This window comes from Achromobacter sp. ACM03, from assembly GCF_014851665.1.
Taxonomy (GTDB): domain Bacteria; phylum Pseudomonadota; class Gammaproteobacteria; order Burkholderiales; family Burkholderiaceae_B; genus Achromobacter; species Achromobacter aegrifaciens.
Window position 1 is genome coordinate 574938 of sequence record NZ_JACVAD010000002.1, and the last position, 20180, is coordinate 595117.

21 protein-coding genes and 1 pseudogene are annotated in these 20180 nt (G+C 67.4%); 5 read left to right on the forward strand and 17 right to left on the reverse strand.

Annotation, left to right across the window (positions count from 1 at the left end; all coding sequences use genetic code 11):
- Positions 1-4: 4 nt before the first annotated feature.
- From IB257_RS10895 to IB257_RS10910, 4 genes are all read right to left on the reverse strand, one after another.
- Positions 5-1168 carry an acyl-CoA dehydrogenase family protein gene (locus tag IB257_RS10895; RefSeq protein ID WP_192492298.1) on the reverse strand — a complete coding sequence of 388 codons (1164 nt, stop codon included), beginning with the start codon at positions 1166-1168 and terminating at the stop codon, positions 5-7.
- A 3-nt stretch (positions 1169-1171) separates the two neighbouring features.
- Positions 1172-2143, reverse strand: coding sequence for a tripartite tricarboxylate transporter substrate binding protein (locus IB257_RS10900; protein ID WP_192492299.1), 972 nt, complete (start codon positions 2141-2143; stop codon positions 1172-1174).
- A gap of 18 nt (positions 2144-2161) precedes the next feature.
- Positions 2162-3145 carry a tripartite tricarboxylate transporter substrate binding protein gene (locus IB257_RS10905; protein WP_054459313.1) on the reverse strand — a complete coding sequence of 328 codons (984 nt, stop codon included), beginning with the start codon at positions 3143-3145 and terminating at the stop codon, positions 2162-2164.
- A gap of 63 nt (positions 3146-3208) precedes the next feature.
- Complete coding sequence (locus tag IB257_RS10910) at positions 3209-4375, reverse strand: acyl-CoA dehydrogenase family protein (RefSeq protein ID WP_192492300.1); 1167 nt, start codon at positions 4373-4375, stop codon at positions 3209-3211.
- A 184-nt stretch (positions 4376-4559) separates the two neighbouring features.
- Here IB257_RS10910 and IB257_RS10915 point away from each other — a divergent pair, with 184 nt between their 5' ends.
- From IB257_RS10915 to IB257_RS10925, 3 genes are all read left to right on the forward strand, one after another.
- Positions 4560-5357: an IclR family transcriptional regulator gene (locus tag IB257_RS10915; RefSeq protein ID WP_119450470.1), complete on the forward strand. Its 798-nt coding sequence runs from the start codon at positions 4560-4562 to the stop codon at positions 5355-5357.
- Positions 5347-6120 carry an IclR family transcriptional regulator gene (locus IB257_RS10920; RefSeq protein WP_175180503.1) on the forward strand — a complete coding sequence of 258 codons (774 nt, stop codon included), beginning with the start codon at positions 5347-5349 and terminating at the stop codon, positions 6118-6120. The genes IB257_RS10915 and IB257_RS10920 overlap by 11 nt, the downstream gene beginning before the upstream one ends.
- Before the next feature lie 186 nt (positions 6121-6306).
- The gene (locus IB257_RS10925; RefSeq protein ID WP_192353818.1) at positions 6307-7506 is read left to right on the forward strand and encodes an MFS transporter; all 1200 of its coding nucleotides are present in this window, start codon (positions 6307-6309) and stop codon (positions 7504-7506) included.
- 79 nt (positions 7507-7585) lie between these two features.
- On the opposite strand, the gene IB257_RS10930 is transcribed toward IB257_RS10925, so the two are convergent.
- From IB257_RS10930 to IB257_RS10945, 4 genes and pseudogenes are all read right to left on the reverse strand, one after another.
- Complete coding sequence (locus IB257_RS10930) at positions 7586-8896, reverse strand: MFS transporter (protein ID WP_119450466.1); 1311 nt, start codon at positions 8894-8896, stop codon at positions 7586-7588.
- A gap of 42 nt (positions 8897-8938) precedes the next feature.
- Positions 8939-10086: pseudogene (gene dgoD, locus IB257_RS10935) on the reverse strand (galactonate dehydratase).
- Entirely contained in the window at positions 10083-10736 is a 654-nt protein-coding gene (locus tag IB257_RS10940; RefSeq protein WP_054459326.1) for a 2-dehydro-3-deoxy-6-phosphogalactonate aldolase, read from the reverse strand. The pseudogene dgoD and the gene IB257_RS10940 overlap by 4 nt, the downstream one beginning before the upstream one ends.
- 9 nt (positions 10737-10745) lie before the next feature.
- The gene (locus IB257_RS10945; protein ID WP_054459328.1) at positions 10746-11747 is read right to left on the reverse strand and encodes a 2-dehydro-3-deoxygalactonokinase; all 1002 of its coding nucleotides are present in this window, start codon (positions 11745-11747) and stop codon (positions 10746-10748) included.
- Between the two features lie 334 nt (positions 11748-12081).
- Here IB257_RS10945 and IB257_RS10950 point away from each other — a divergent pair, with 334 nt between their 5' ends.
- Positions 12082-12900 carry an IclR family transcriptional regulator gene (locus tag IB257_RS10950; protein WP_054459330.1) on the forward strand — a complete coding sequence of 273 codons (819 nt, stop codon included), beginning with the start codon at positions 12082-12084 and terminating at the stop codon, positions 12898-12900.
- A 17-nt stretch (positions 12901-12917) separates the two neighbouring features.
- On the opposite strand, the gene IB257_RS10955 is transcribed toward IB257_RS10950, so the two are convergent.
- The 4 genes from IB257_RS10955 to IB257_RS10970 all read right to left on the reverse strand — a co-directional run bounded on the left by IB257_RS10955 (position 12918) and on the right by IB257_RS10970 (position 15313).
- Positions 12918-13538 (reverse strand): glutathione S-transferase family protein, encoded by a 621-nt coding sequence (locus tag IB257_RS10955; RefSeq protein WP_054459332.1) that lies wholly within the window; start codon positions 13536-13538, stop codon positions 12918-12920.
- A 16-nt stretch (positions 13539-13554) separates the two neighbouring features.
- Positions 13555-14133, reverse strand: a complete 579-nt coding sequence (ampD, locus tag IB257_RS10960) for a 1,6-anhydro-N-acetylmuramyl-L-alanine amidase AmpD (protein WP_119450465.1) — start codon at positions 14131-14133, stop codon at positions 13555-13557.
- A gap of 72 nt (positions 14134-14205) precedes the next feature.
- Positions 14206-14469: a PP0621 family protein gene (locus IB257_RS10965; protein ID WP_192492301.1), complete on the reverse strand. Its 264-nt coding sequence runs from the start codon at positions 14467-14469 to the stop codon at positions 14206-14208.
- A gap of 1 nt (position 14470) precedes the next feature.
- Complete coding sequence (locus IB257_RS10970; protein ID WP_054459338.1) at positions 14471-15313, reverse strand: inner membrane protein YpjD; 843 nt, start codon at positions 15311-15313, stop codon at positions 14471-14473.
- 106 nt (positions 15314-15419) lie between these two features.
- On the opposite strand from IB257_RS10970, the gene ffh reads away from it, so the two are divergent.
- The gene (gene ffh, locus IB257_RS10975) at positions 15420-16826 is read left to right on the forward strand and encodes a signal recognition particle protein (RefSeq protein ID WP_054459340.1); all 1407 of its coding nucleotides are present in this window, start codon (positions 15420-15422) and stop codon (positions 16824-16826) included.
- Between the two features lie 260 nt (positions 16827-17086).
- Here ffh and lysM read toward each other — a convergent pair whose 3' ends face one another.
- The 5 genes from lysM to trmB all read right to left on the reverse strand — a co-directional run bounded on the left by lysM (position 17087) and on the right by trmB (position 20154).
- Positions 17087-17533: a peptidoglycan-binding protein LysM gene (lysM, locus tag IB257_RS10980; protein WP_054459342.1), complete on the reverse strand. Its 447-nt coding sequence runs from the start codon at positions 17531-17533 to the stop codon at positions 17087-17089.
- A gap of 43 nt (positions 17534-17576) precedes the next feature.
- Positions 17577-17894 carry a hypothetical protein gene (locus tag IB257_RS10985; RefSeq protein ID WP_192492302.1) on the reverse strand — a complete coding sequence of 106 codons (318 nt, stop codon included), beginning with the start codon at positions 17892-17894 and terminating at the stop codon, positions 17577-17579.
- A gap of 282 nt (positions 17895-18176) precedes the next feature.
- On the reverse strand, positions 18177-18377 hold the full coding sequence (gene thiS, locus IB257_RS10990) for a sulfur carrier protein ThiS (RefSeq protein WP_054459345.1): 201 nt from the start codon (positions 18375-18377) through the stop codon (positions 18177-18179).
- Between the two features lie 14 nt (positions 18378-18391).
- Positions 18392-19330 (reverse strand): prolyl aminopeptidase, encoded by a 939-nt coding sequence (pip, locus tag IB257_RS10995; RefSeq protein WP_054459347.1) that lies wholly within the window; start codon positions 19328-19330, stop codon positions 18392-18394.
- A complete protein-coding gene (gene trmB, locus IB257_RS11000; RefSeq protein WP_192492303.1) occupies positions 19330-20154 on the reverse strand; it encodes a tRNA (guanosine(46)-N7)-methyltransferase TrmB in 825 nt (274 codons plus the stop codon). The genes pip and trmB overlap by 1 nt, the downstream gene beginning before the upstream one ends.
- Between the last annotated feature and the right edge of the window lie 26 nt (positions 20155-20180).

Genomic DNA, 20180 nt, shown 5'->3' on the forward strand with positions numbered 1-20180 from the left:
GGGATCAGGCCAGCAGCCGGCGCGCCAGCGTGGCGCGGTGCAGTTCGTTGGCGCCGTCATAAATGCGGAAGGGGCGCATCTCCTGCCAGACCATGGATACGGGCGTGTCGTCCGACAGGCCCGATGCGCCCATCATCTGTACGGCGCGGTCGGCCACGCGGTTCACGGCCTCGGACACGAAGACCTTGGCCATGGCGCTGTGCTGTTTCACCGACAGGCCTTCGTCCATGCGGGCTGCGCAGTCCAGCGTCATGAGGCGGCTGGCATGCAGGTCGATGTGGGAGTCCGCGACCATGGCCTGGATCTGTTGCAGGTCCGCCAGGCGCGCGCCGAAGGATTCGCGCCGCACCACATAGGCCTGCGCCGTCTCCAGCGCGCGCCGGGCGCGGCCGATGTAGCGCATGCAATGGGACAGGCGGGCAGGCTCCAGCCGCAGCTGCGCATATTCCAGGCCGCGGCCGGGCTCGCCCAGCACGGCCTCGTCACCGACCTCGCAGTCTTGCAGCAGGATTTCGGCGTGGCCGCCGATCTGGTAGCCCGTCACCATGCCGATGTCGCGCACCACCTGGTAGCCCGGCGTGTCCACCGGAACCAGGAACAGCGTGGCGCCGGTATCGGTGCGCGCCAGCACCAGCGCGAAATCCGCACCCACGCCGCCGCTGATGAATTGCTTGTGGCCGTTGAGCACCCAGCGTCCGTTGCGCCTTTCGGCGCGCGTGCGCAGCATGGACGGATCGGAGCCGGCACCGGGGGCGGGCTCGGTCATGGCGAAGCAGGCGCGCTGTTCGCCGCGCACCAGCGGCGCGAGGAAGCGCTCCTGCTGGGCGGTGTTGCCCAGGCGCAGCAGCGTCAGCATGTTGGGCTGGTCGGGCGCGGCGCAGTTCAGCGCGGCGGGACCCAGGAAGCCGCGCCCCGCTTCTTCCAGCACCTGTGCCAGGGCGCGCCAGCCCAAGCCCAGTCCGCCCCATTCCTGCGGCAACTGGGGCGCATACAGGCCGGCCTCGCGGGCCTGTACGCGCAATTGGGCGACGCAGCGATCCAGCGCGGCCACGTCGCGGGCAATGGCGGGGGACTCGGCCGGTATCGCCACCTCGTCGACGAAGCGGCGCACGCGCGCGCACAGGTCTTGCAGGGCGTCGCCGCCGTTGCGTTCTGGCTTGGACTGCATGGTTTATTCCTCGATCTTGACGCCGGCCTGCTTGACCACGGCGCGCCATCTGTCGGTTTCGTCGGCGATGTGTCGGCCGAACGCTTCGGCCGTGCCGCCCGTGGCTTGCATGCCCAGCCCGCTGAAGTAACTGCGCACTTCCGGATCGGCCAGCACGGCGTTGATCTGCCGGTTCAGCAGGGCGACCACGTCCTTGGGCGTACCGGCGGGCGCCATCACGCCCCACCAGGACGAGGCCGACATCGGCACGCCCAGTTCAGCCAGCGTGGGCACGTCGGGCAGCTCGGGATTGCGCGTTTGCGAGGCAATGGCGACGGCGCGCAGACGTCCCGCCTTGACCTGCGCATACACCGGCGGCAGGTTGTCGAAGCTCATCTGGACCTGGCCGCCGACCAGTGCGGTGGCGGCTTCGCTGCTGCCCTTGTACGGAATGTGCCGCAGCGCGATACCGGTCTGGTGCGCGAACTGTTCGCCCGCCAGATGGGGGATGCTGCCCGTTCCCGCGGTGGCGAAGGTCAGCCCCTGCTGTTGCGCGGCGGCGCGTTTCAAGTCTTCCAGGCTGCGTATCGGGCTGGCTGCGGGAAGCAGCAGGTAGACCGGTACGTCCGTGGCCCAGACCACGGGCGTCAGGTTCTTCTTCACGTCAAAGGGCAGCTTGGCGTACAGCACACTGTTGGTCGCCAGGTTGGCGGTGCCCATCAGCAAGGTGTAGCCGTCGGGCGCGGCGCTGGCGACAAAAGCGGTGCCGATCTGCGTGGCGCCGCCGGGCTTGTTTTCGACCACCACGGGCTGGCCCAGCAAGGGCGCCAGCTTGCGGGCGATCATGCGCGCCGCGGTGTCGGTGCCGCCGCCGGCCGCGTAGGGCACGATCAGGCGCACCGGTTTGTCGGGGTAGGCGGCGGCCTGCGCCGCCCCGGCCGCGCCCAGCAGGGCCACGGCGCACAGTGCGCGCAGCGTTCGGATCAAGGCTTGCATGGCGGTCTCCCGGCGGGTTTACTGGATGCGGGTGCCGGTGGACTGCACCAGCTTGCCCCACCAGGCGGTTTCGTCGGCGATCTGCTTGGCGAACTCGGCGGGCGTGCTGGCCAGCGGTTCCGCGCCCAGCTCCTGGAAGCGGGTGCGCAGCTGCGGGTCTTGCAGCGCCTTGACCACCGCCGCGTGCAGCCGTTCGATCACCGCCGGATCGGTGCCGGCGGGCGCCATCAAACCCTTCCAGGCCATCACCACAAAGCCCTTCTGGCCCGCTTCATCGAAGGTGGGAATGTCAGGGGCGGCGGTGGCGCGCTGGTCGCTGGGGACCGCCAGCGCGCGCAGGCCGCCCGCCTTGACCTGCGGCAGCAGCGCCGGCATGTTGTCGATCATGAAATCGATGTGGCCGGCCACCAGGTCGGTGATGGCGGGGCCGGTGCCTTTGTAGGGCACATGCTCGGCCTGGATGCCGGTCTGCTGCTTGAGCAGTTCGCCAGCCAGTTGCGCGGGCGAACCGTTGCCGGGAGAGCCGAACGACAGTTTGCCGGGGTTGTTGCGCGCGTACTGCAGGAACTCCTGCAGCGTCTTCACCGGCATGGACTTCGTCACCACCATCAGGTTGTGTTCGCGTTCCAGGCAGGTGATGGGCGCCAGGTCCTTGGCCGGGTTGAACGGCATGTTGGCGTACAGGCTGGGATTGATGACGGTGGGACCGGCAGCGGCCAGCAGCAGCGTGTAGCCGTCGGGCGCGGCGCGGGCCACGAAGTCGCCGCCGATGTTGCCGCCAGCGCCGGGCTTGTTCTCCACAATGACCGGCTGGCCCAGGATGGGATGCAGCGCCTCGGCCAGCAGGCGGCCCAGGATGTCGGTCGAGCCGCCCGGGGCGAAGGGCACGATCAGCCTCACGGGCTTGTCGGGATAGGCGGCCGCGGCTTGCGGCGGCAGCGCCGCGCAGGCGAAGGCGGCGGCCATGGCGCCGATCCACTTCGGCAGGTGCTTGTGCAGCATGATGGAAGTCTCCTTTGGTTTGGCGGGCCGCCGGCTTCTTGCGGCTGCGGTCCCTGTATTGCCCTAGCGGCCGGGCGTGTAGCCCGCCTGGCTCAGCGTATGGCGGGCGATGTTCAATTGATGGATCTGGCTGGTGCCCTCGTACAGGCGGAACAGGCGCACGTCGCGGTAGAAGCGTTCGATGCCGTGATCGGCGATGTAGCCGTACCCGCCATGCATCTGCACACATCGGTCCGCCACGCGGCCACACATCTCGGACGCGAAGTACTTGCAGATCGAGGCGTTCAGCGTCACGTCCTCGCCCGCATCGCGCTCGCGGGCGGTTTGCAGAACCAGCGCGCGGGCGGCCTGGATCTCGGTCTGGCAGTCGGCCAGCATGGCCTGGATCAACTGGAAGTCCATCAGCGGCTTGCCGAACTGCTGGCGCTCGGCCACGAAGCGCAACGTGTCGTCCAGCATGCGGATCGCCGGGCCGATGCACAGCGCGGCCAGATGGATGCGCTGCTTGTTCAGCACCTTCATGGCCGTCTTGAAGCCCACGCCTTCCTGGCCGCCGATGATGCAGTCTGCCGACACGCGGCAGTCCTCGAAATGCACGGCGGAAACCGGCGATCCGGCCTGGCCCATCTTGTCGTAGGGCTGGCCGGTGGACAGGCCCGGCGTGCCGCGCTCCACGATGAATGCGGTGATGCCCTTGGCGCCAGGCGCATCGGGATCGGTGCGCGCCATGACGGTGAACAGGCCCGCCAGCGGGGCATTGGTGATGAAGCACTTCTCGCCGTTCAGCACGTAGTGGTCGCCGTCGCGCACGGCGGTGGTGCGCAGCGCAGTGGCGTCGGAACCCGCCTGCGGCTCGGTCAGGGCGAAGCAGCCGGTCAGTTCCCCGGAGGCCAGCCGCGGCAGGTAGCGGGCCTTCTGCGCGTCGGTGCCGTCCGCCACCAGCGCCTCGGAGCCGATGCCCGTGTTGGTGCCGACCCGGGCGCGAAACGCCACCGAGCATTGCGACAGTTCCATGGCCGCCAGGATCAGCTCCTCGGTCGTCATGCCGGCGCCGCCGTATTGCTCCGGGATGGAATAGCCGAACAGTCCCTGCGCGGCCATGCTGGCGACCAGGTCCTGCGGCACCTCGTCCAGGCGGGCGACCTCGGCTTCGCGCGGCGCCAGTTGCTCTCGCACGTAGCGGCGCAGCGATTCGAGGAATTGCGGGAATCCGTCAGGGTCCCTGATCATGGCTAGTCTCCGTTTCATCATGGGCGCTGATGCGTGCCGCGCCGTGTTGAATCCAGGCTAGCAAAAGGCCGCGGGATTTGAGACAAGTATTTTGATATCTTGAACGCATGGCGGGCCGTCGCTGCTCTATGATCGGCAGGGACAGACCGCGCATTCCGCGCGCGCCGCGCCCAGGACCTCCACCATGACCACCCGCCCCGGCGAGCGCCATGCCGACCCCGCCTTCGCCACCACGCTGGCGCACGGCTTGTCAGTGCTGCAGGCGTTCCGGCATGGCGAACCCGCGCTCAGCAACCGCGAACTGGCGGACCGCACCGGCCTGTCCAAGGCCACGATTTCACGCTTGACCACCACGCTGATGCAGCGCGGCTTGCTGCGCTACGACGGGGGCTTGCGGCGGTACCGGCTTGGTACGGCGGTGTTGTCGCTGAGCTATCCGCTTCTGGCCAGCATCAAGGTTCGCCAATTGGCGCGCCCGCTGATGAAGCGCCTGGCCGATGCGGCGGGCGGCTCGGCCTCGCTGGGCATGCATCACGGCCTGAACATGGTGTACGTGGAAACCTGTCGCGGCCATGACGCCGTGTCGTTCCGGCCGGACATCGGCGCCTTGCTGCCGCTGCTGCCTTCGGCCATGGGGCGCGCCTGGCTCGCGCAGGCGCCGGCGGACGAGGCTGAGCCCTTGCTGGCGGCGCTGCGGCGCCAGGATCCCGCCGTCTGGCGGCGTCACGCGCCGGACTGGGAGCAGGCTCAGCGCGACTACGCGGAGCATGGCTATTGCGTGGGCCAGGGCGACTGGCACTCGGACGTGCACGCGGTGGCGGTACCCATGCGCACGCGGGTCGACGGCCAGGCGCTGGTGTTCAACTGCGGCGTGCCCGTGACGCGGCTGCGGCCGGGCGACCTGCGCGGCCGCATCGCGCCGCGTCTGCTGACGCTGGTGGCGCGCGTGGAAAAAATGCTGGAGCGCCAGAATGACGCATGACCAGGACCGGGAATTCACCACCACGCTGGCGCGCGGCATCGATATCCTGGCGTGCTTTCGCGCCGACCGCCCGGTGCTGGCGAACAAGGACTTCGCGCAGCAGACCGGCCTGTCGCGCAGCGCCGTGGCGCGCTTGACGCATACGCTGGTTGAATTGGGTTTTCTGCAACGCGAGGGCGAGCCGGCGCGCTACCGGCTGGGCGCCTCGGTGCTGGCGCTGAGCTATCCCTTGCTCGCCAGCATGCAGATCCGGCAATTGGCGCGGCCGCTGATGAAGCAGCTGGCCGACCACGCGCGCGGCGCCGTGTCGCTGGTGGTACGTGACCGCCTCCAGATGGTGTACGTGGAGACTGCCCGCTCCAACGAAGCCTTGCAGACGCGGCCCGACATAGGCGCGGCGCTGCCGCTGTTGTCCAGCGCCGCCGGCAAGGCTTGGCTGGCGCGGGTTTCGGATGAGGAGCGGGCGGTCGTCCTGAACCAGCTGCGCGTGGCGGATCCCCGGCACTACGAGGCCCACTTCCCCAGCCTGGCGGCCGCGCGCCGCGATCTGGAGCGCAAGGGATATTGCGGCAACAACCTGGAGTGGCGGCCGGACGCCTATGGCTTTGCCGCGCCGCTGGGCAGGCCCTATCAGTCGTTGCTGTACGTCTTCAATTGCGGCGTGCCGGCGCAGGACGGGCCTTACCGCGAGCGCGCGGCCGACATCGGCCCGCGCCTGGTCGCCCTGGCGCGCGAGACGGAAAGGTTGCTGGGACTGGCCTGAGACGAATCGGCCCCTTTTCGCGATTCATGACTCCAGGTCAAAAGTGTTTCGCTGTTTCCTGCCTTTTTTCGCAAGGATGACGGCGGCATACTGGACGCCTGTCTTCCGATCCGGGTTTTCCCGCGTTCCGGCCCCTTTGCGCCGGCCCGCTCTCCCGGTCGGCGCAATCGAACCCAAGGAAACCAGATGAATCCCCAGGACTCCCAGCCGGTGAAGGCCGGCCTGCCATTGCTGGCGCTCGCCGTCGGTGCCTTCGGCATCGGCGTGACCGAGTTTTCTCCCATGGGCCTGTTGCCCGTCATCGCCGAAGGGGTGGACGTGTCCATACCCAGCGCCGGCATGCTGATCAGCGCCTACGCCATCGGCGTGATGGTGGGCGCGCCGCTGATGACGCTGGCGCTGTCGCGCTGGTCGCGCCGCAACGCCTTGCTGGTGCTGATGGCGATCTTCACGGTGGGCAACGTGCTGTCCGCGCTGTCGCCCAACTACACGACGCTGCTGTTGGCGCGCCTGGTCACCAGCCTGAACCACGGCGCCTTCTTCGGCCTGGGTTCGCTGGTGGCGGCCAGCGTGGTGCCGCGCCACAAGCAGGCCAGCGCCGTGGCCACCATGTTCCTGGGGCTGACCATCGCCAACGTCGGCGGGGTGCCCGCAGCCACGTGGCTGGGCCAGGTCATAGGCTGGCGCATGTCATTCGCCGCGACCTCGGTGCTGGGCCTGATCGCGATGCTGTCGCTGTGGTTCGCGCTGCCGGCCGGCGAGGCCGGACGCCGTCCCGACATCCGCCGCGAGCTGGCCGTGCTGAAGAGCCCGGTGGTGCTGGTGGCCCTGCTCACCACGGTGCTGGGCGCGGGCGCGATGTTCACGCTTTACACCTACGTGGCGCCGACCCTGGCCGAACTGACGGGCGCATCGCCCAACTTCGTCACGGCGATGCTGGTGCTGATCGGCATCGGCTTCACTATCGGCAATACGATGGGCGGGCGTTTTGCCGACCGTTCGCTGGATGGCAGCCTGATCGCCTTCCTGGTGCTGATCATCGCCGACCTGCTGGCATTCCCGTGGCTCGCTACGACGCAGACCGGCGCCGCGATTGCGCTGCTGATCTTCGGTTTCGGCACGTTTGCGGTGGTGCCGCCGCTGCAGATGCGCGTCATGCGCGCCGCCACCGATGCGCCGGGGCTGGCGTCGTCAGTGAACGTGGGCGCCTTCAACCTGGGTAACGCGGTAGGCGCCGCAGCGGGCGGGGGCGTGATCTCGGCGGGCATGGGCTATGCCGCGGTGCCGGTCGCCGGCGCAATCATCGCCGCAGCGGGTCTGGGCCTGGTGCTGTGGCAGCGCGCCAGCAACCAGCGCCAACGCAAGCTGGCGATGCAGGGCTGTTGAAGCCGCGACGCGCAGCAAGTAAACAGGGCGCCTGTGCATGCAGGCGCCCTTTCTTCATGCAGGGAAATCGCGGCGTCGCTCAGGCCTCGATCCGTTCCACCTTCCCCACCAGCAGGATGTACGACAGCGCACCCAGCAGGGCCAGCGACGACACGTACACGATGGCGGGCGCGAAGCTGTCCTTCGTCACCAGGAAGCCGATGACGATGGGCGTGCAGATCGACGACAGGTTGCCGACGAAATTGAACACCCCGCCCGTCAGGCCCAGGAGGCGCACCGGCGCCAGCGTGGACACCAGCGACCAGGTGATCGACGCCAGGCCGTTGCCGAAGAAGGCTACGGCCAGGAAGAAGATCACCCAAGGCGTGGAGTCGGTGAAGTTGGCGCCGATCATGGACGTGGATATCAGCAGGCCCAGGATGATGGGCAGCTTGCGCGCCAGGCCGACGGTGGCGCCGCGGCGGATCAGGAAGTCGGACAGCACGCCCGAGCACAGCACGCCGATGAAGGCCGCCAGGAAGGGCACCGACGCCAGGAAGCCGGACTTGATGAAGTCCATGCCGCGGTACTTGACCAGGTAAGTGGGGAACCAGGTCAGGAAGAACCACAGCGTGGACGTCAGGCAGAACTGGCCCAGGTACACGCCCCACAGCTTGCGCTTGCTCATGACCAGGCCCAGGTCGTTCCAGTTGAACGGGGCCTTCTTTTCCTTGACGCTGCGGTCCAGGTCGACCACGCCGCCGCCCTGCTGGATCAGCTCGATTTCCGCCGCGTTCGCGCCCTTGAACTGCCGCGGCTCGCGGTAGATCATGAACCACAGCACGCCCCACACGATGCCCAGCAGGCCGGTGCTGACGAACACCATATGCCAGCCGTAATGGTGCTGCAGCCAGGCCAGCACCGGCGTCAGGAACGCCAGGCCGACGAACTGGCCCGAGGTATAGAAGCCGATGGCGGTGGCGCGTTCGCGTTCCGGGAACCAGGTGGTGACGACGCGGTTGTTGATCGGATAGGCGGGCGCTTCCAGCGCGCCCACGGCCAGGCGCAGCACGAACAGGATGACAAAGCTGCCGGCAAAGCCCATGAAGAACGTGGCTGCCGACCACAGGATCAGCGCGGCCGCGTACAGCACGCGCGGCGACACGCGGTCCACCAGCCAGCCGCCGGGGATCTGCATGGCGGCGTAAGTCCAGCCGAAGGCCGACAGGATCAGGCCTTCATGCACGGTGTCCAGGCCGAACTCGTCCTTGAGCGCGGGTGCTGCGATCGACAGGTTGCTGCGGTCCAGGTAGTTGATGACGACGGTGATGAACAGCATCACCATGATGAGGTACCGGCTGCGCGTGGGGCGCTGGGCGCCCTGCAGGCCGGCGTGGGTGGCAGTGGACAAGGGATGTCTCCTCTTTCTCTCTATCGGCTGATTTTTATCGGCTTACCATTCGGCGAAGCTGCCGTCGGCGTGGCGCCAGATCGGGTTGCGCCAGCGGTGGCCCACGGCGGCGCGTTCCTTCACGTATTCCTCGTTGACCTCGATGCCCAGGCCCGGGCCTTGCGGAATCGCGACCATGCCGTCTTCGTACGCGAAGACTTCGCGGTTGCTGACGTAGTCCAGCAGGTCATTGGCGGCGTTGTAGTGGATGCCCAGGCTTTGTCCTGGATGAAGGCGTTGTAGCAACCGGCGTCGATCTGCAGGCAGGTGGCCAGCGCGATCGGGCCCAGCGGGCAGTGCAGCGCCAGCGCCACGTCATAGGCTTCGGCCATGGCCGCGATCTTGCGGGTCTCGGTGATGCCGCCGGCGTGCGACGGGTCAGGCTGGATAATGTCCACATAGCCTTCGGACAGCACGCGCTTGAAGTCCCAGCGCGAGAACAGGCGTTCGCCCAGCGCGATCGGGGTGGAGGTCAGCGGGGCCAGTTCCTTCAATGCTTCGTAGTGTTCGCTCAGCACGGGTTCTTCGATGAACATGAGCTTGAACGGATCCAGCTCCTTCATCAGCACCTTGGCCATGGGCTTGTGCACGCGGCCATGGAAGTCCACGCCTATGCCCACGTTGGGGCCGACCGCGTCGCGCACGGCGGCCACGTTCTCCAGGCACTTCTCGACCTTGTCGAAGGAATCGATGTACTGCAGTTCCTCGGTGCCGTTCATCTTCACGGCGGTGAAGCCACGCTCCACGGCGCTCTTGGCGGCCGCGGCGGTGTCGGCCGGGCGGTCGCCGCCGATCCACGAGTACACGCGGATGCGGTCGCGCACGTTGCCGCCCAGCAGCTGCGACACGGGTACGCCCAGGTGCTTGCCCTTGATGTCCCACAGGGCCTGGTCGATGCCGGCCAGCGCGCTCATGTGGACGGCGCCGCCGCGGTAGAAGCCGCCGCGGTACAGCACGGTCCAGTGGTCTTCGATGTTGCGGGGGTCTTTGCCGATCAGGTAGTCGGATAGTTCCTCGACGGCGGCGGCGACCGAATGGGCGCGGCCTTCGACGACCGGTTCGCCCCACCCTACGATGCCGGCGTCCGTTTCAATCTTCAGGAAGCACCACCGCGGCGGCACGATGTAGGTGGTGAGCTTGGTGATCTTCATGCTTGGGTCTCCTGGGCGGGATAGGCGCGTTGCCAGGCCGCGATGAATGCGCGCGCGTTCTGGCCGACTTGGGCGGCCGACAGGCCGGGTTTGTACAAGGCGGAGCCCAGGCCGAAGCCGCTGGCGCCCGCCTGGGCGTAAATCGCGATGTTGTCGGGCGTGATGCCGCCCACGGGCGCCAGCGCGATCGGCGGGCGCAGCACGGCGCGCCAGGCCTTCAGCACGACGGGGCCGAGTTGTTCGGCCGGAAACATCTTCAGCACGTCGGCGCCGGCCGCCAGTGCGGCGTAGGCTTCGGTGGGCGTGGCCACGCCGGGGCAGGAGGCCATGCCTAGCGCCTTGGCCGCGCGGATCACTGCGGCGTCGCTGTGCGGCATGACGATCAGTTCGCCGCCGGCCTGCTGCACGCGGGCGCAGTCCTCGGGATCCAGCACGGTGCCCGCGCCGATCAGGCAGTCGGTGGGCAGCGCCGCGCGCATGGCGCGGATGCTGTCCAGCGGATCGGGCGAATTCAGCGGCACTTCGATCAGGCGAAAGCCCGCGGCATAGAGTTCCTGCCCTATGGCTTCGGCCTCGGCGGGCTTGATGCCGCGCAGGATGGCGATCAGGCCGCAGTGGGCCATGGCGGTTTGCAGACCGGGATGGTTCATGTTTGGTTCCTATTCCGTGGGGGGCGAGGCGATCAGCCCGGCGCAGATGGCCAGGTGCCACAGGCCGCGCTCGGTGGCGTTCTGCGCCTGTTCGGGCGTGCCCAGGCCGTAGTGCTGCATGGCCTGGATGTAGCGCCGGCACAGCGCGGGGTCGCCGCAAAGCACGATGCGGGGCAGTTCGCCCTGCTGCTGCAGCATGTCGGCAAGCGCCGCGATTTCATGGCCGATGAGCAGGCCCGACAGATAGTCAGCCTGCGATTCGGGCGCCAGTTCGCCGGTCAGGCCGAGCGCGCGCGTGCTGAAGATGGTGGACAGCACGCCCGCGCGGCCGGCGGGCGCTCCGGCAACTTTCAGGCCGCGCTCGAAGGCGGCCATGTCGGCGCTGGCGGCGTCGGCCATGGTCCGGCCCAGGATGGTGTGGCCGCGCAGCGCCGCGTAGACCTCGCCGGTCATGAAGGTGTCGAAGTGGGTGACGCGGCCGCGGCGGGCGCTGACCCACTTCGAATGCGTGCCGGGCAGGCCTATCAGGACGCTGTCGGCGCTGCGGGTCGCCTGGTCCGCCATCACGCCGACGACCTGGGTTTCTTCGCCGCGTATGACGTTGGGCAGGCCATGGCGCTGGATCAGGCCGGGCACGATGTGCAGGGCAGGGCCGTCCTCGCGTTCGACCTTGGTCAGCAGCGTGCCGATGCGCTGCAGGTCGACCGGCACGTCCAGGTAGGCGGCTTCCTTCCAGCCCTGGGCGCTGCCGACCATGCCGCAGGCGATCACAGGCAGGGCCGGTTCGGCGCGCAGCCAATCGCCGCAAGCCTGTTCGAAGGCCAGCTCGAAGCCCGACAGGGCGGTGGTGGCGGCGCCGTCCTGCAGCGGCTGCGGCAGGCGCATGATGCCCCAGGGCAGATGGCGCGTATCCAGCGTGCGGCCGGCGGCGTCCAGACGGTAGGCGCGCAGCGAGGAGGTGCCCCAATCCAGCGCGATAAGCGCCGCGCGGGCGGGAGATCCGGTAGTCATCAGAAGCTGTCTCGTTTCCGGCCGCAAACCGGGCTGCGGACGCGCGGTGAGGCTGGCGCGGGGGCAGGGCTCTGCGGACCTTGTTGTCTCAGGCCTGCCGGATGTTCGTGAGCACGCGGCGGGCGATGGGAAAAATTCTAGATCAGCGCTTGAAAAATCTCAAAATATAGAATTAAATCCCACATACAGGGAAAGAACGGTGATGAGGCGCGCTCCCTGCGCCTGGAGCATCCTCCGGGCATATCGCCCGGAAAGCGCGCCTTTTCCCCGCATCTCGCCGCGATGGTGGCGGTTATGCTTGCAATCGTTCTCTTTGTCGCCCGGCCCCGCTTTCATGACCTCTACGCAGACTCCCGACCGTACGCCCACCCTGGACCCCGATGGCGCCGCGCCCGCCGGCACGCAGACGCTGATGCGCGGCCTGGCGGTGGTGCAGGCCGTGTCCGGCGGCGCGCGCGACCTGAAGGAAATCTGCGCCCGCATCGGCGTGGCGCGCAGCACCACGCACCGGCTGGCCAGCTGCCTGGTGCAGGAACGCTATCTGCGGTCCCTGCCCGGCGTGGGCTATGTGCTGGGGCCGAAGCTGATCGAACTGGGTTTCCAGGCGCGCGAAGCCTTTCCGATGGCGACGCTGGCGCGTCCTTATCTGGACAGCCTGGCGGAACAGACGGGCGACACCATCCACCTGGCCGTGCGCGACAACGACGAAGTCCTGTACCTGGAAAAGATCCCCGGCAAGAAGGGGCTGGAGATGCGCTCGCGCGTGGGGCACCGCATGCCGCTGGCCGCCACGGGCGTGGGCAAGGCCTTGCTGCTGGATACCGAAGAACCGCAGTGGAAAGCGCTGTACCGTGTCGGCGCGCCGGTGTCGTCGCGCGCGGGAGGCGGCAGCCAGACCTGGGAGGCCTTCCGCGACCGTATGCGCGACTATGCCGCCCACGGCTACGCGTTCGACCTGGAAGACAACGAACCGTCGATCCGCTGCGTGGCGGCGCCCGTGCGCGACGCGTCCAGCGGCATCGTCGCCGCCATCAGTGTGTCCAGCACGGTGCCCTATATGTCGCTGGATCGCATGCGCGACATGGTCGCCGTGGTGCAGGGCGCCGCAGCGGGGATTTCAGCGGAACTGGGATGGAAGGTGGACCGCGGCTGAGGCCGCGGCCCTGTGTCTTATTCCAGCGGCAGCGTCAGCACGCCCTGCGGGGCCGGACGCATCATGACGCGGCGGTACCAGGCCGACAGCGCTGGCGTGTCCGGTCGTTCGATCGGCAGGGCCAGCCAGCGGTGGGCGGAGCAGACCAGGGCGATATCACCCATGGTCAGTTGGCGGCCGGCGATGAACTCGCGGCCCTGCAGGGCCTGGTCCAGGATCAGGGCTCGGGCATTCGAACGCTTGACCGAGTTCTCGATGGCGGCGCGGTCGCGCTTTTCCTCGGGCGTGCGGATCAGGCCCAGGAACGCCGGACCCATGACGCCCTGCCATTCGGTGGCCTGCCAGTCCATCCAGCGGTCGGCGTCGGCGCGCAGGCACACGTCTTCCGGCCACAGGCTGCCCACGCCGTAGCGCGCGGACAGATAGCGCACGATGGCGTTCGATTCCCACAGCACGAAGCCGCCGTCGTCGATGACGGGGACCGTACGGTTGGGATTCAGCTTGGCGAATTCGGGCGTGTCGACCACGCCGAACGGACCGCCAGCCTGCGTGAAGGAGTGCGGCAGGGCCAGTTCGCGCACCGCCAGCATGACTTTCTGAACGTTGACGGAAGTCAGGCGTCCCCAGATCTTCAACATAACCATTCCTTTAGTGTCAGACGGGCGGCAACTGCCGCCGTGCAAAGCCGCTGTCGCGCGAGAAGCGCGTCCAGTTGAAAGCGGGTCCGGGATCGGTCTTGCGGCCCGGGGCGATGTGTTCATGGCCCCAGGCGGCGGCCAGCGGATGGCGCGCGCGCAGAGCCGGCGTCAGCTTGCGCAGCGCCAGGTATTGCTCTTCGGCATAGGGCAGGGTATCCGTGCCCTCGAGCTCGATGCCGATGGAAAAGTCATTGCAGCGTTCGCGGCCGGCAAAACGCGACACGCCCGCATGCCAGGCGCGTTCGTCGGTGGATACGAACTGGATGATGCTGCCGTCGCGGCGGATGAAGAAATGCGCCGACACGCGCAGGCCGCGCAGCCGTTCCAGCCAGGGATGCGAACCGTAGTCCAGCGTATTCAGGAACAGCCCCGCGACTTCAGGGCCGCCGAATCGCCCCGGCGGCAGGCTGATGTTGTGCAGCACCAGCAGCGACGCCTGCGCGCCGGCAGGGCGCGCGTCGCAGTTGGGGGAGGGCATGAGCGAAACACCCGGGGCTGGCGCCAGCCAGCCATGACGATCCAGAAGCAAGGCCATGGGAAGAGAGCATGCGTGTGGTTTCCAACACGCATTATGCCGTGCAGGGCGGCAAGCCTCTAATCAGGCGGATCAGTGTCGGGCCGGGCCCAGGCGCGCGTGTTCCGAGCTGCACCAGGTCTGGCCGTTCTGCTGCAAGGCTTCGGACCGGGGCAGATGGATGCCACAGTGGGCGCAGCGCACCATGGACTCCAGCGGCTTGGGGCCGCGCGCATCGGCCTTGGGCTTTTTCGCGCCCGGCTGGCCGGCTTGCCGCGCCGCGGCCATGCGGCCCGCCAGACGGGCCACGAACAGCACCAGGATGATCAGAACAATCCAGAACAGCAACTTGCCCACTTCAACCTCGATGCAGAATCATTTCCAGCACGAACCGGCTGCCGGTATAGGCCAGAATCAGGAACCCGAAACCCGTAAGCGTCCAGCGCAGGGCGACGCGGCCGCGCCAGCCCCAGACGTGGCGGCCGGCCAGCAGCACGCCGAAGGTCAGCCATGACAGCAGCGTGAACACGGTCTTGTGGTCGAAGGGCAGGATCTTGCCCGTCAGCTTCATGGACGCCACCGAACCCGTGCCCACGGCCAGCGTCAGCACGATGAAGCCGATCCAGATGATGCGGAACAGCAGCTGTTCCTGCACCAGCAGCGGCGGCTGGGAGTCCAGCACGCGGCCGACGATGCTGCGTTCGGCGGGAGCTTCCAGCGGGCGATGCAGATGGCGGTCCAGCAGCGCCATCATCATGGCGTGCAGCGCGGCGATGGTGATCAGGCCGTAGGCCGCCAGGGCGATCAGCAGGTGGACGCGCAGCCACGCGTCGTTGGCATGGGGCACGAATTGGCCCTGGGGAAAGATTGCGGCCAGGCCGCTGGCGATGGTGGCTGCCGGCAGCAGCAGCAATTGCAGGCCGTCTATGCGCACCAGCAGGCTTTCCAGCCAGAACACCACCATGCCCAGCCAGATGGCCGCGGACAGGGCCAACGCCCACCCGATGAACAGATGCTGGGCCCCCAGCATCGATTGTTGCAGCCCGATTCCATGGAGAACCAGGGCACCCAGCAGGCACAGGCGGGCGATTTTGCCGGTCTGTTCCACGCCGCCGCCACGGGCCAGGCGGATCCAAAGCGACCCTCCCAGCACCGCGTACGCCAAGGCAGCCGCCGTGTGAAATACAATGCCTAGTGACATAGAAACCGTTGTCTGGATGGGGCCTTGGGGCGCATGCCGCCCGAAAGCGCAGAATCCGCGCCTGCGGCCACCGTTCAATCAACTAGTTTAAGCGGAAACGCCTCTCATGCTCGATAACCTAACTCAACGCCTGTCGCGCGTCGTCAAGACGCTGCGCGGGGAAGCCCGCCTGACCGAGGCCAACACCCAGGAGATGCTGCGCGAAGTGCGCATGGCGCTGCTGGAAGCCGACGTGGCACTGCCCGTCGTGCGCGAGTTCGTCGCGCGCGTGAAGGAAAAGGCGCTGGGCGAAGAAGTCGCCAGCAGCCTCAGCCCGGGCCAGGCCCTGGTGGGCGTGGTCCACAAGGAACTGACCGCCCTGATGGGCGGCGACCTGGGCGCCGACTCCGGCGAACTGTCGCTGGCGGTGCAGCCGCCTGCCGTCATCCTGATGGCAGGCCTGCAGGGCGCCGGCAAGACCACCACCACCGGCAAGCTGGCGCGCTGGCTCAGCGAAGGCCAGCACACCCAGCACGGCCGCAAGACCGGCAAGAAGAAAGTGCTGGTGGTGTCCGCCGACGTCTACCGCCCGGCCGCTATCGATCAGCTGAAGAGCGTGGCAGCACAGGTGGGCGTGGACTTCCTGCCGTCCGACCCCAGCCAGAAGCCCGAGGACATCGCCCGCAACGCGGTGGACCACGCGCGCCGCCATCACTATGACGTGCTGATCCTGGACACGGCCGGCCGTTTGGGCATCGACGAAGCCATGATGCGCGAAATCCGCGCGCTGCATGACCTGGTCAAGCCGGTGGAAACGCTGTTCGTGGTCGACGCCATGCAGGGCCAGGACGCGGTCAACACCGCGCGCGCCTTTGCCGAAGCGCTGCCCCTGACCGGCGTGGTGCTGACCAAGCTGGACGGCGACGCCCGCGGCGGCGCGGCCCTGTCGGTGCGCCACGTTACCGGCAAGCCCCTGAAGTTCGTCGGCGTCTCGGAAAAGCTCGATGGCCTGGAGCCGTTCTATCCCGAGCGCATGGCGCAGCGCGTGCTGGGCATGGGCGACATCGTCTCGCTGGTCGAACAGGCCCAGAAGAACATCGACATCGCCGAAGCCCAGAAGCTCGCCGCGAAGATCAAGTCGGGCAACAAGTTCGACCTGAACGACTTTCGCGACCAGCTGGGCCAGGTGAAGAAGCTGGGCGACATGGGCTCGCTGCTGGAAAAGCTGCCCGCCCAGTTTCAACAGGCTGCCGGCCAATTGCAGGGCGGCCAGGCTGAAAAGCAGCTGCGCCGCACCGAAGGCATCCTGAACTCCATGACGGCGGCCGAACGCGCCAAGCCCGAGCTCATCAAGGCCTCGCGCAAGCGTCGCATCGCGGCTGGTTCCGGCGTGCCGGTGCAGGAAGTCAACCGCCTGCTCGCGCAGTTCGACCAGATGCAGGGCATGATGAAGCAGATGAAGAAGGGCGGCATGGCCAAGATGATGCGCGCCATGGGCGGCATGAAGGGCCTGGGCCGCTTTGGAATGAAATGATGCCCCACGGCGCGCGCACTGCGTGCGCTTCCTGCCCCCCCCCGAGGGGGTCTTTTTCCTTGGGGCGGCCCGGCGGAAAAAGGCCTTCTTGCATCGGACAGGAATGCCCCGAAAGGGGCATTTTTCATTGGAGACGCAGGCAAAAAAAATGGCCAGACATTGCGTCTGGCCAAGTAATCGCGGCTAGCAGGGGGCGCCTGCCGCGATGCAAGCCGGAAAGCGCATGGGTGCCTTCCAGCCTGTCCGATTTACGGCAATGATCAGGACAGGGGCGGGATACGCAGCACCTGGCCCGGGTAGATCTTGTCAGGGCTGGTCAGCATGGGCTTGTTGGCTTCGAAGATCAGGTTGTTCTTCGCGCCCTGGCCCTTGCCGTATTGCGCTTCGGCAATCTTCCACAGGTTGTCGCCCTTCTGCACCGTGTACATCTTGGCTTCCGGGGTGGCCTGCTTCACCTTCAGTTGGTTGTCCACCTGGGCCACGCCCACGGTGTTGCCCAGCGCCAGAGTGATTTTCTCCGCCGCTTCAGTGCTGAGGGCCTCGCCCGCCACCGTGACCTTGTCGCCATCGACCGAGATCTGCAAGCCGTCGGCATTCAGGCCGTGCTTATCGAGCTCTTTCTTCAATTCGTCCGCCGTCGCGGCCTTGGCCTCGCTGGCGCCGAAGAGCTTTTCTCCAACGTCCTTGATGAAATTGAGCAGACCCATAGTGTTTCCTTTATCTATGTTGCGGTGAGAGAAACAAGTGCCATCAGGGCTTTTGGCCCATGAACATTTTGCGCACGATGCCGGCGATCAAGGTCAGCACGGCGCCACCGACGCCGCCGCCGACCACGCTGCTGACGATCGCGGAAAGATCCAGTCCCGTATTGCCTGCTGCAACCGCGTTCGCTCCGGCGGTGATCATCGGAGCCAGCCAGGAACCCCCTGCCAGGCCGCCGATGGCGCCTGCGATGGTATTGCCCAACGGGCCCAGATTGAACTGCTGGAGCATCTTTCCCAAGCCATTGCCTGCGGCAGCGCCGGCGACAAGCTGGATGATCAGGTTGATGATGACTGCGGTGTTCATGATGCCTCCTCTGCCCCGCGAGGGCGATGTGCAACGCTAGAACAACAGCAAGACGAACGTACGAAACCAGCAGGAACGATTATGACTCGCACATTCCCCGGGCGACGAGGGGTTAACGTGTAACAGGTTGCTAGCCTGTCGGCAGACTACGCAAGAATGCTGGTCAGTTTGCAGGGAATGCGCCGCGATCGGTCTAAACCGCATCGGGCGCGCGGCTACATGCGACAAGGGCCGCTATCGCAGCGGCCCTTGTCTTGGCAGTGTTTCAGCGCGGCGCCGGTGTCAGCCGCCGCCCACGGCCACCACGATTTCGATCTGGTCGCCGTCCGTCAGCGCAGTCTGCGCGTGCTGGCTCTTGGGCACGATTTCGCCGTTGCGTTCCACGGCCACGCGCTTGCCGGCATAGCCCAGGGCTTCCAGCAGCTCGTTCACGGTCGTGTCCAGGGGAAACTCCCGTGCGTCTCCGTTCAGGGTGATGTGCATGCAGGTCTCCTCAGTTATCGCGCATAGCCGTCGGTGGCGGCGATCAGCCGCGCCAACGTGCCGGGTTCGTCAAACGCATGGCCCGCATCCGGGACCAGGTGGAATTCGGCTTCGGGCCAGGCGCGGTGCAGGTCCCAGGCGGTGCGCGCGGGCGTGCAGACGTCGTAGCGCCCCTGCACGATGGTGCCCGGAATGCCGCGCAGCTTGTGCGCATCGCGTATCAGCTGGCCTTCTTCCATGAAGCCGCGGTTCACGAAGTAGTGGTTCTCGATGCGCGCGAACGCCAGCGCGGCGCGGTCGGCGGCATGGCTTTGCTGGTGGCGCGGGCTGGGCAGCAGCGTGATGGTGCTGTCTTCCCATTTGCTCCAGGCCTTGGCGGCGCGCAACTGCTCGGCCGGGTCGTCGCCCGTCAGGCGCTTGTGATACGCCGCGACCAGGTCGCCGCGCTCGTCTTCCGGAATCGGCGCCAGGTACTCTTCCCAGCGGTCGGGGAACAGCCACGACGCGCCTTCCTGGTAGAACCAGTGGATCTCCGCGCGCCGCAGCCCGAAAATGCCGCGCAGCACCAGTTCGCTGACGTGGGACACGTGCGTTTCCGCATAGGCCAGCGCCAGCGTCGAACCCCAGGACCCGCCGAACACCAGCCACTTTTCCGCGCCCATGACCTCGGTGCGCAGACGTTCGATGTCGGACACCAGATGCCAGGTCGTGTTGTTCTCCAGGCTGGCGTGGGGCTGCGAACGGCCGCAACCGCGCTGATCGAACAGCAGCACGTTGTAGCGCTGCGGATCGAACAGCTGCCGGTGCACGGGCGAGCAGCCGCTGCCGGGGCCGCCATGCAGGAACACGGCGGGCTTGCCCTGCGGATTGCCGCAGAGTTCCCAGTAGATCTGGTGGCCGTCGCCGGTGTCCAGCGTGCCTTGGCGGTAGGGTTCGATGGGCGGGTATAGCATCAGGCGACTCGCTTGAAGATCAGGTCCCAGACGCCGTGGCCCAGTCGCAGGCCGCGGTTCTCGAATTTGGTCAGAGGGCGGTAATCGGGGCGCGGAGCGTAGCCGTCCGCGGTATTCGCAAGCTGCGGCTCATTGCCCAGCACTTCCAGCATCTGCACCGCGTAGTCTTCCCAATCGGTGGCGCAATGGATGTAGCCGCCCGGCGCGATGCGGCTGGCCAGGAGCGCGATGAACGCGGGCTGGATCAGGCGGCGCTTGTGATGGCGCTTCTTCGGCCACGGATCGGGGAAATAGATATGCACGCCGGCCAGCGAATCGGGGGCGATCATGTCGCGCACCACTTCCACCGCGTCGTGCTGGATGATGCGCAGGTTCGGGATATTGGAGTCTTCAATGCGGCGCAGCAGCGAGCCCACGCCAGCGTTGAACACCTCCACGCCCAGGAAATTGTCGTCCGGGCGCGCCAGCGCGATCTTCTCGGTGGTCTCGCCCATGCCGAAGCCGATTTCCAGCACCGTCGGGGCCTGCCGGCCGAAGGCGGCGGCGGGATCCAGGCGGCGCGGCGCATAGGGAATGGACCATTGGCCCATCAGGCGCTCGAGCGCGGCCAACTGGCCCTGGGTGATGTGGCCGCGGCGGTGCACGAAACTGCGGATATGGGTCGCGCCCGGGCTGTTGGGCGCGTGGGCGGTACTGGCCAGCGCCGCCTGCGTTTCCGGGGAGACGGCGGCAGCCGAGGGCTCGCCGCCAGGCGTCGCGGGGGCGCTTGCGGCAGCCGGGGCCGAGGTGGCTGCGGGGTTGTTTTCGGGGGTGTTCGTATTCATAGCCCGAATTGTAGTGGCAGGCCCGG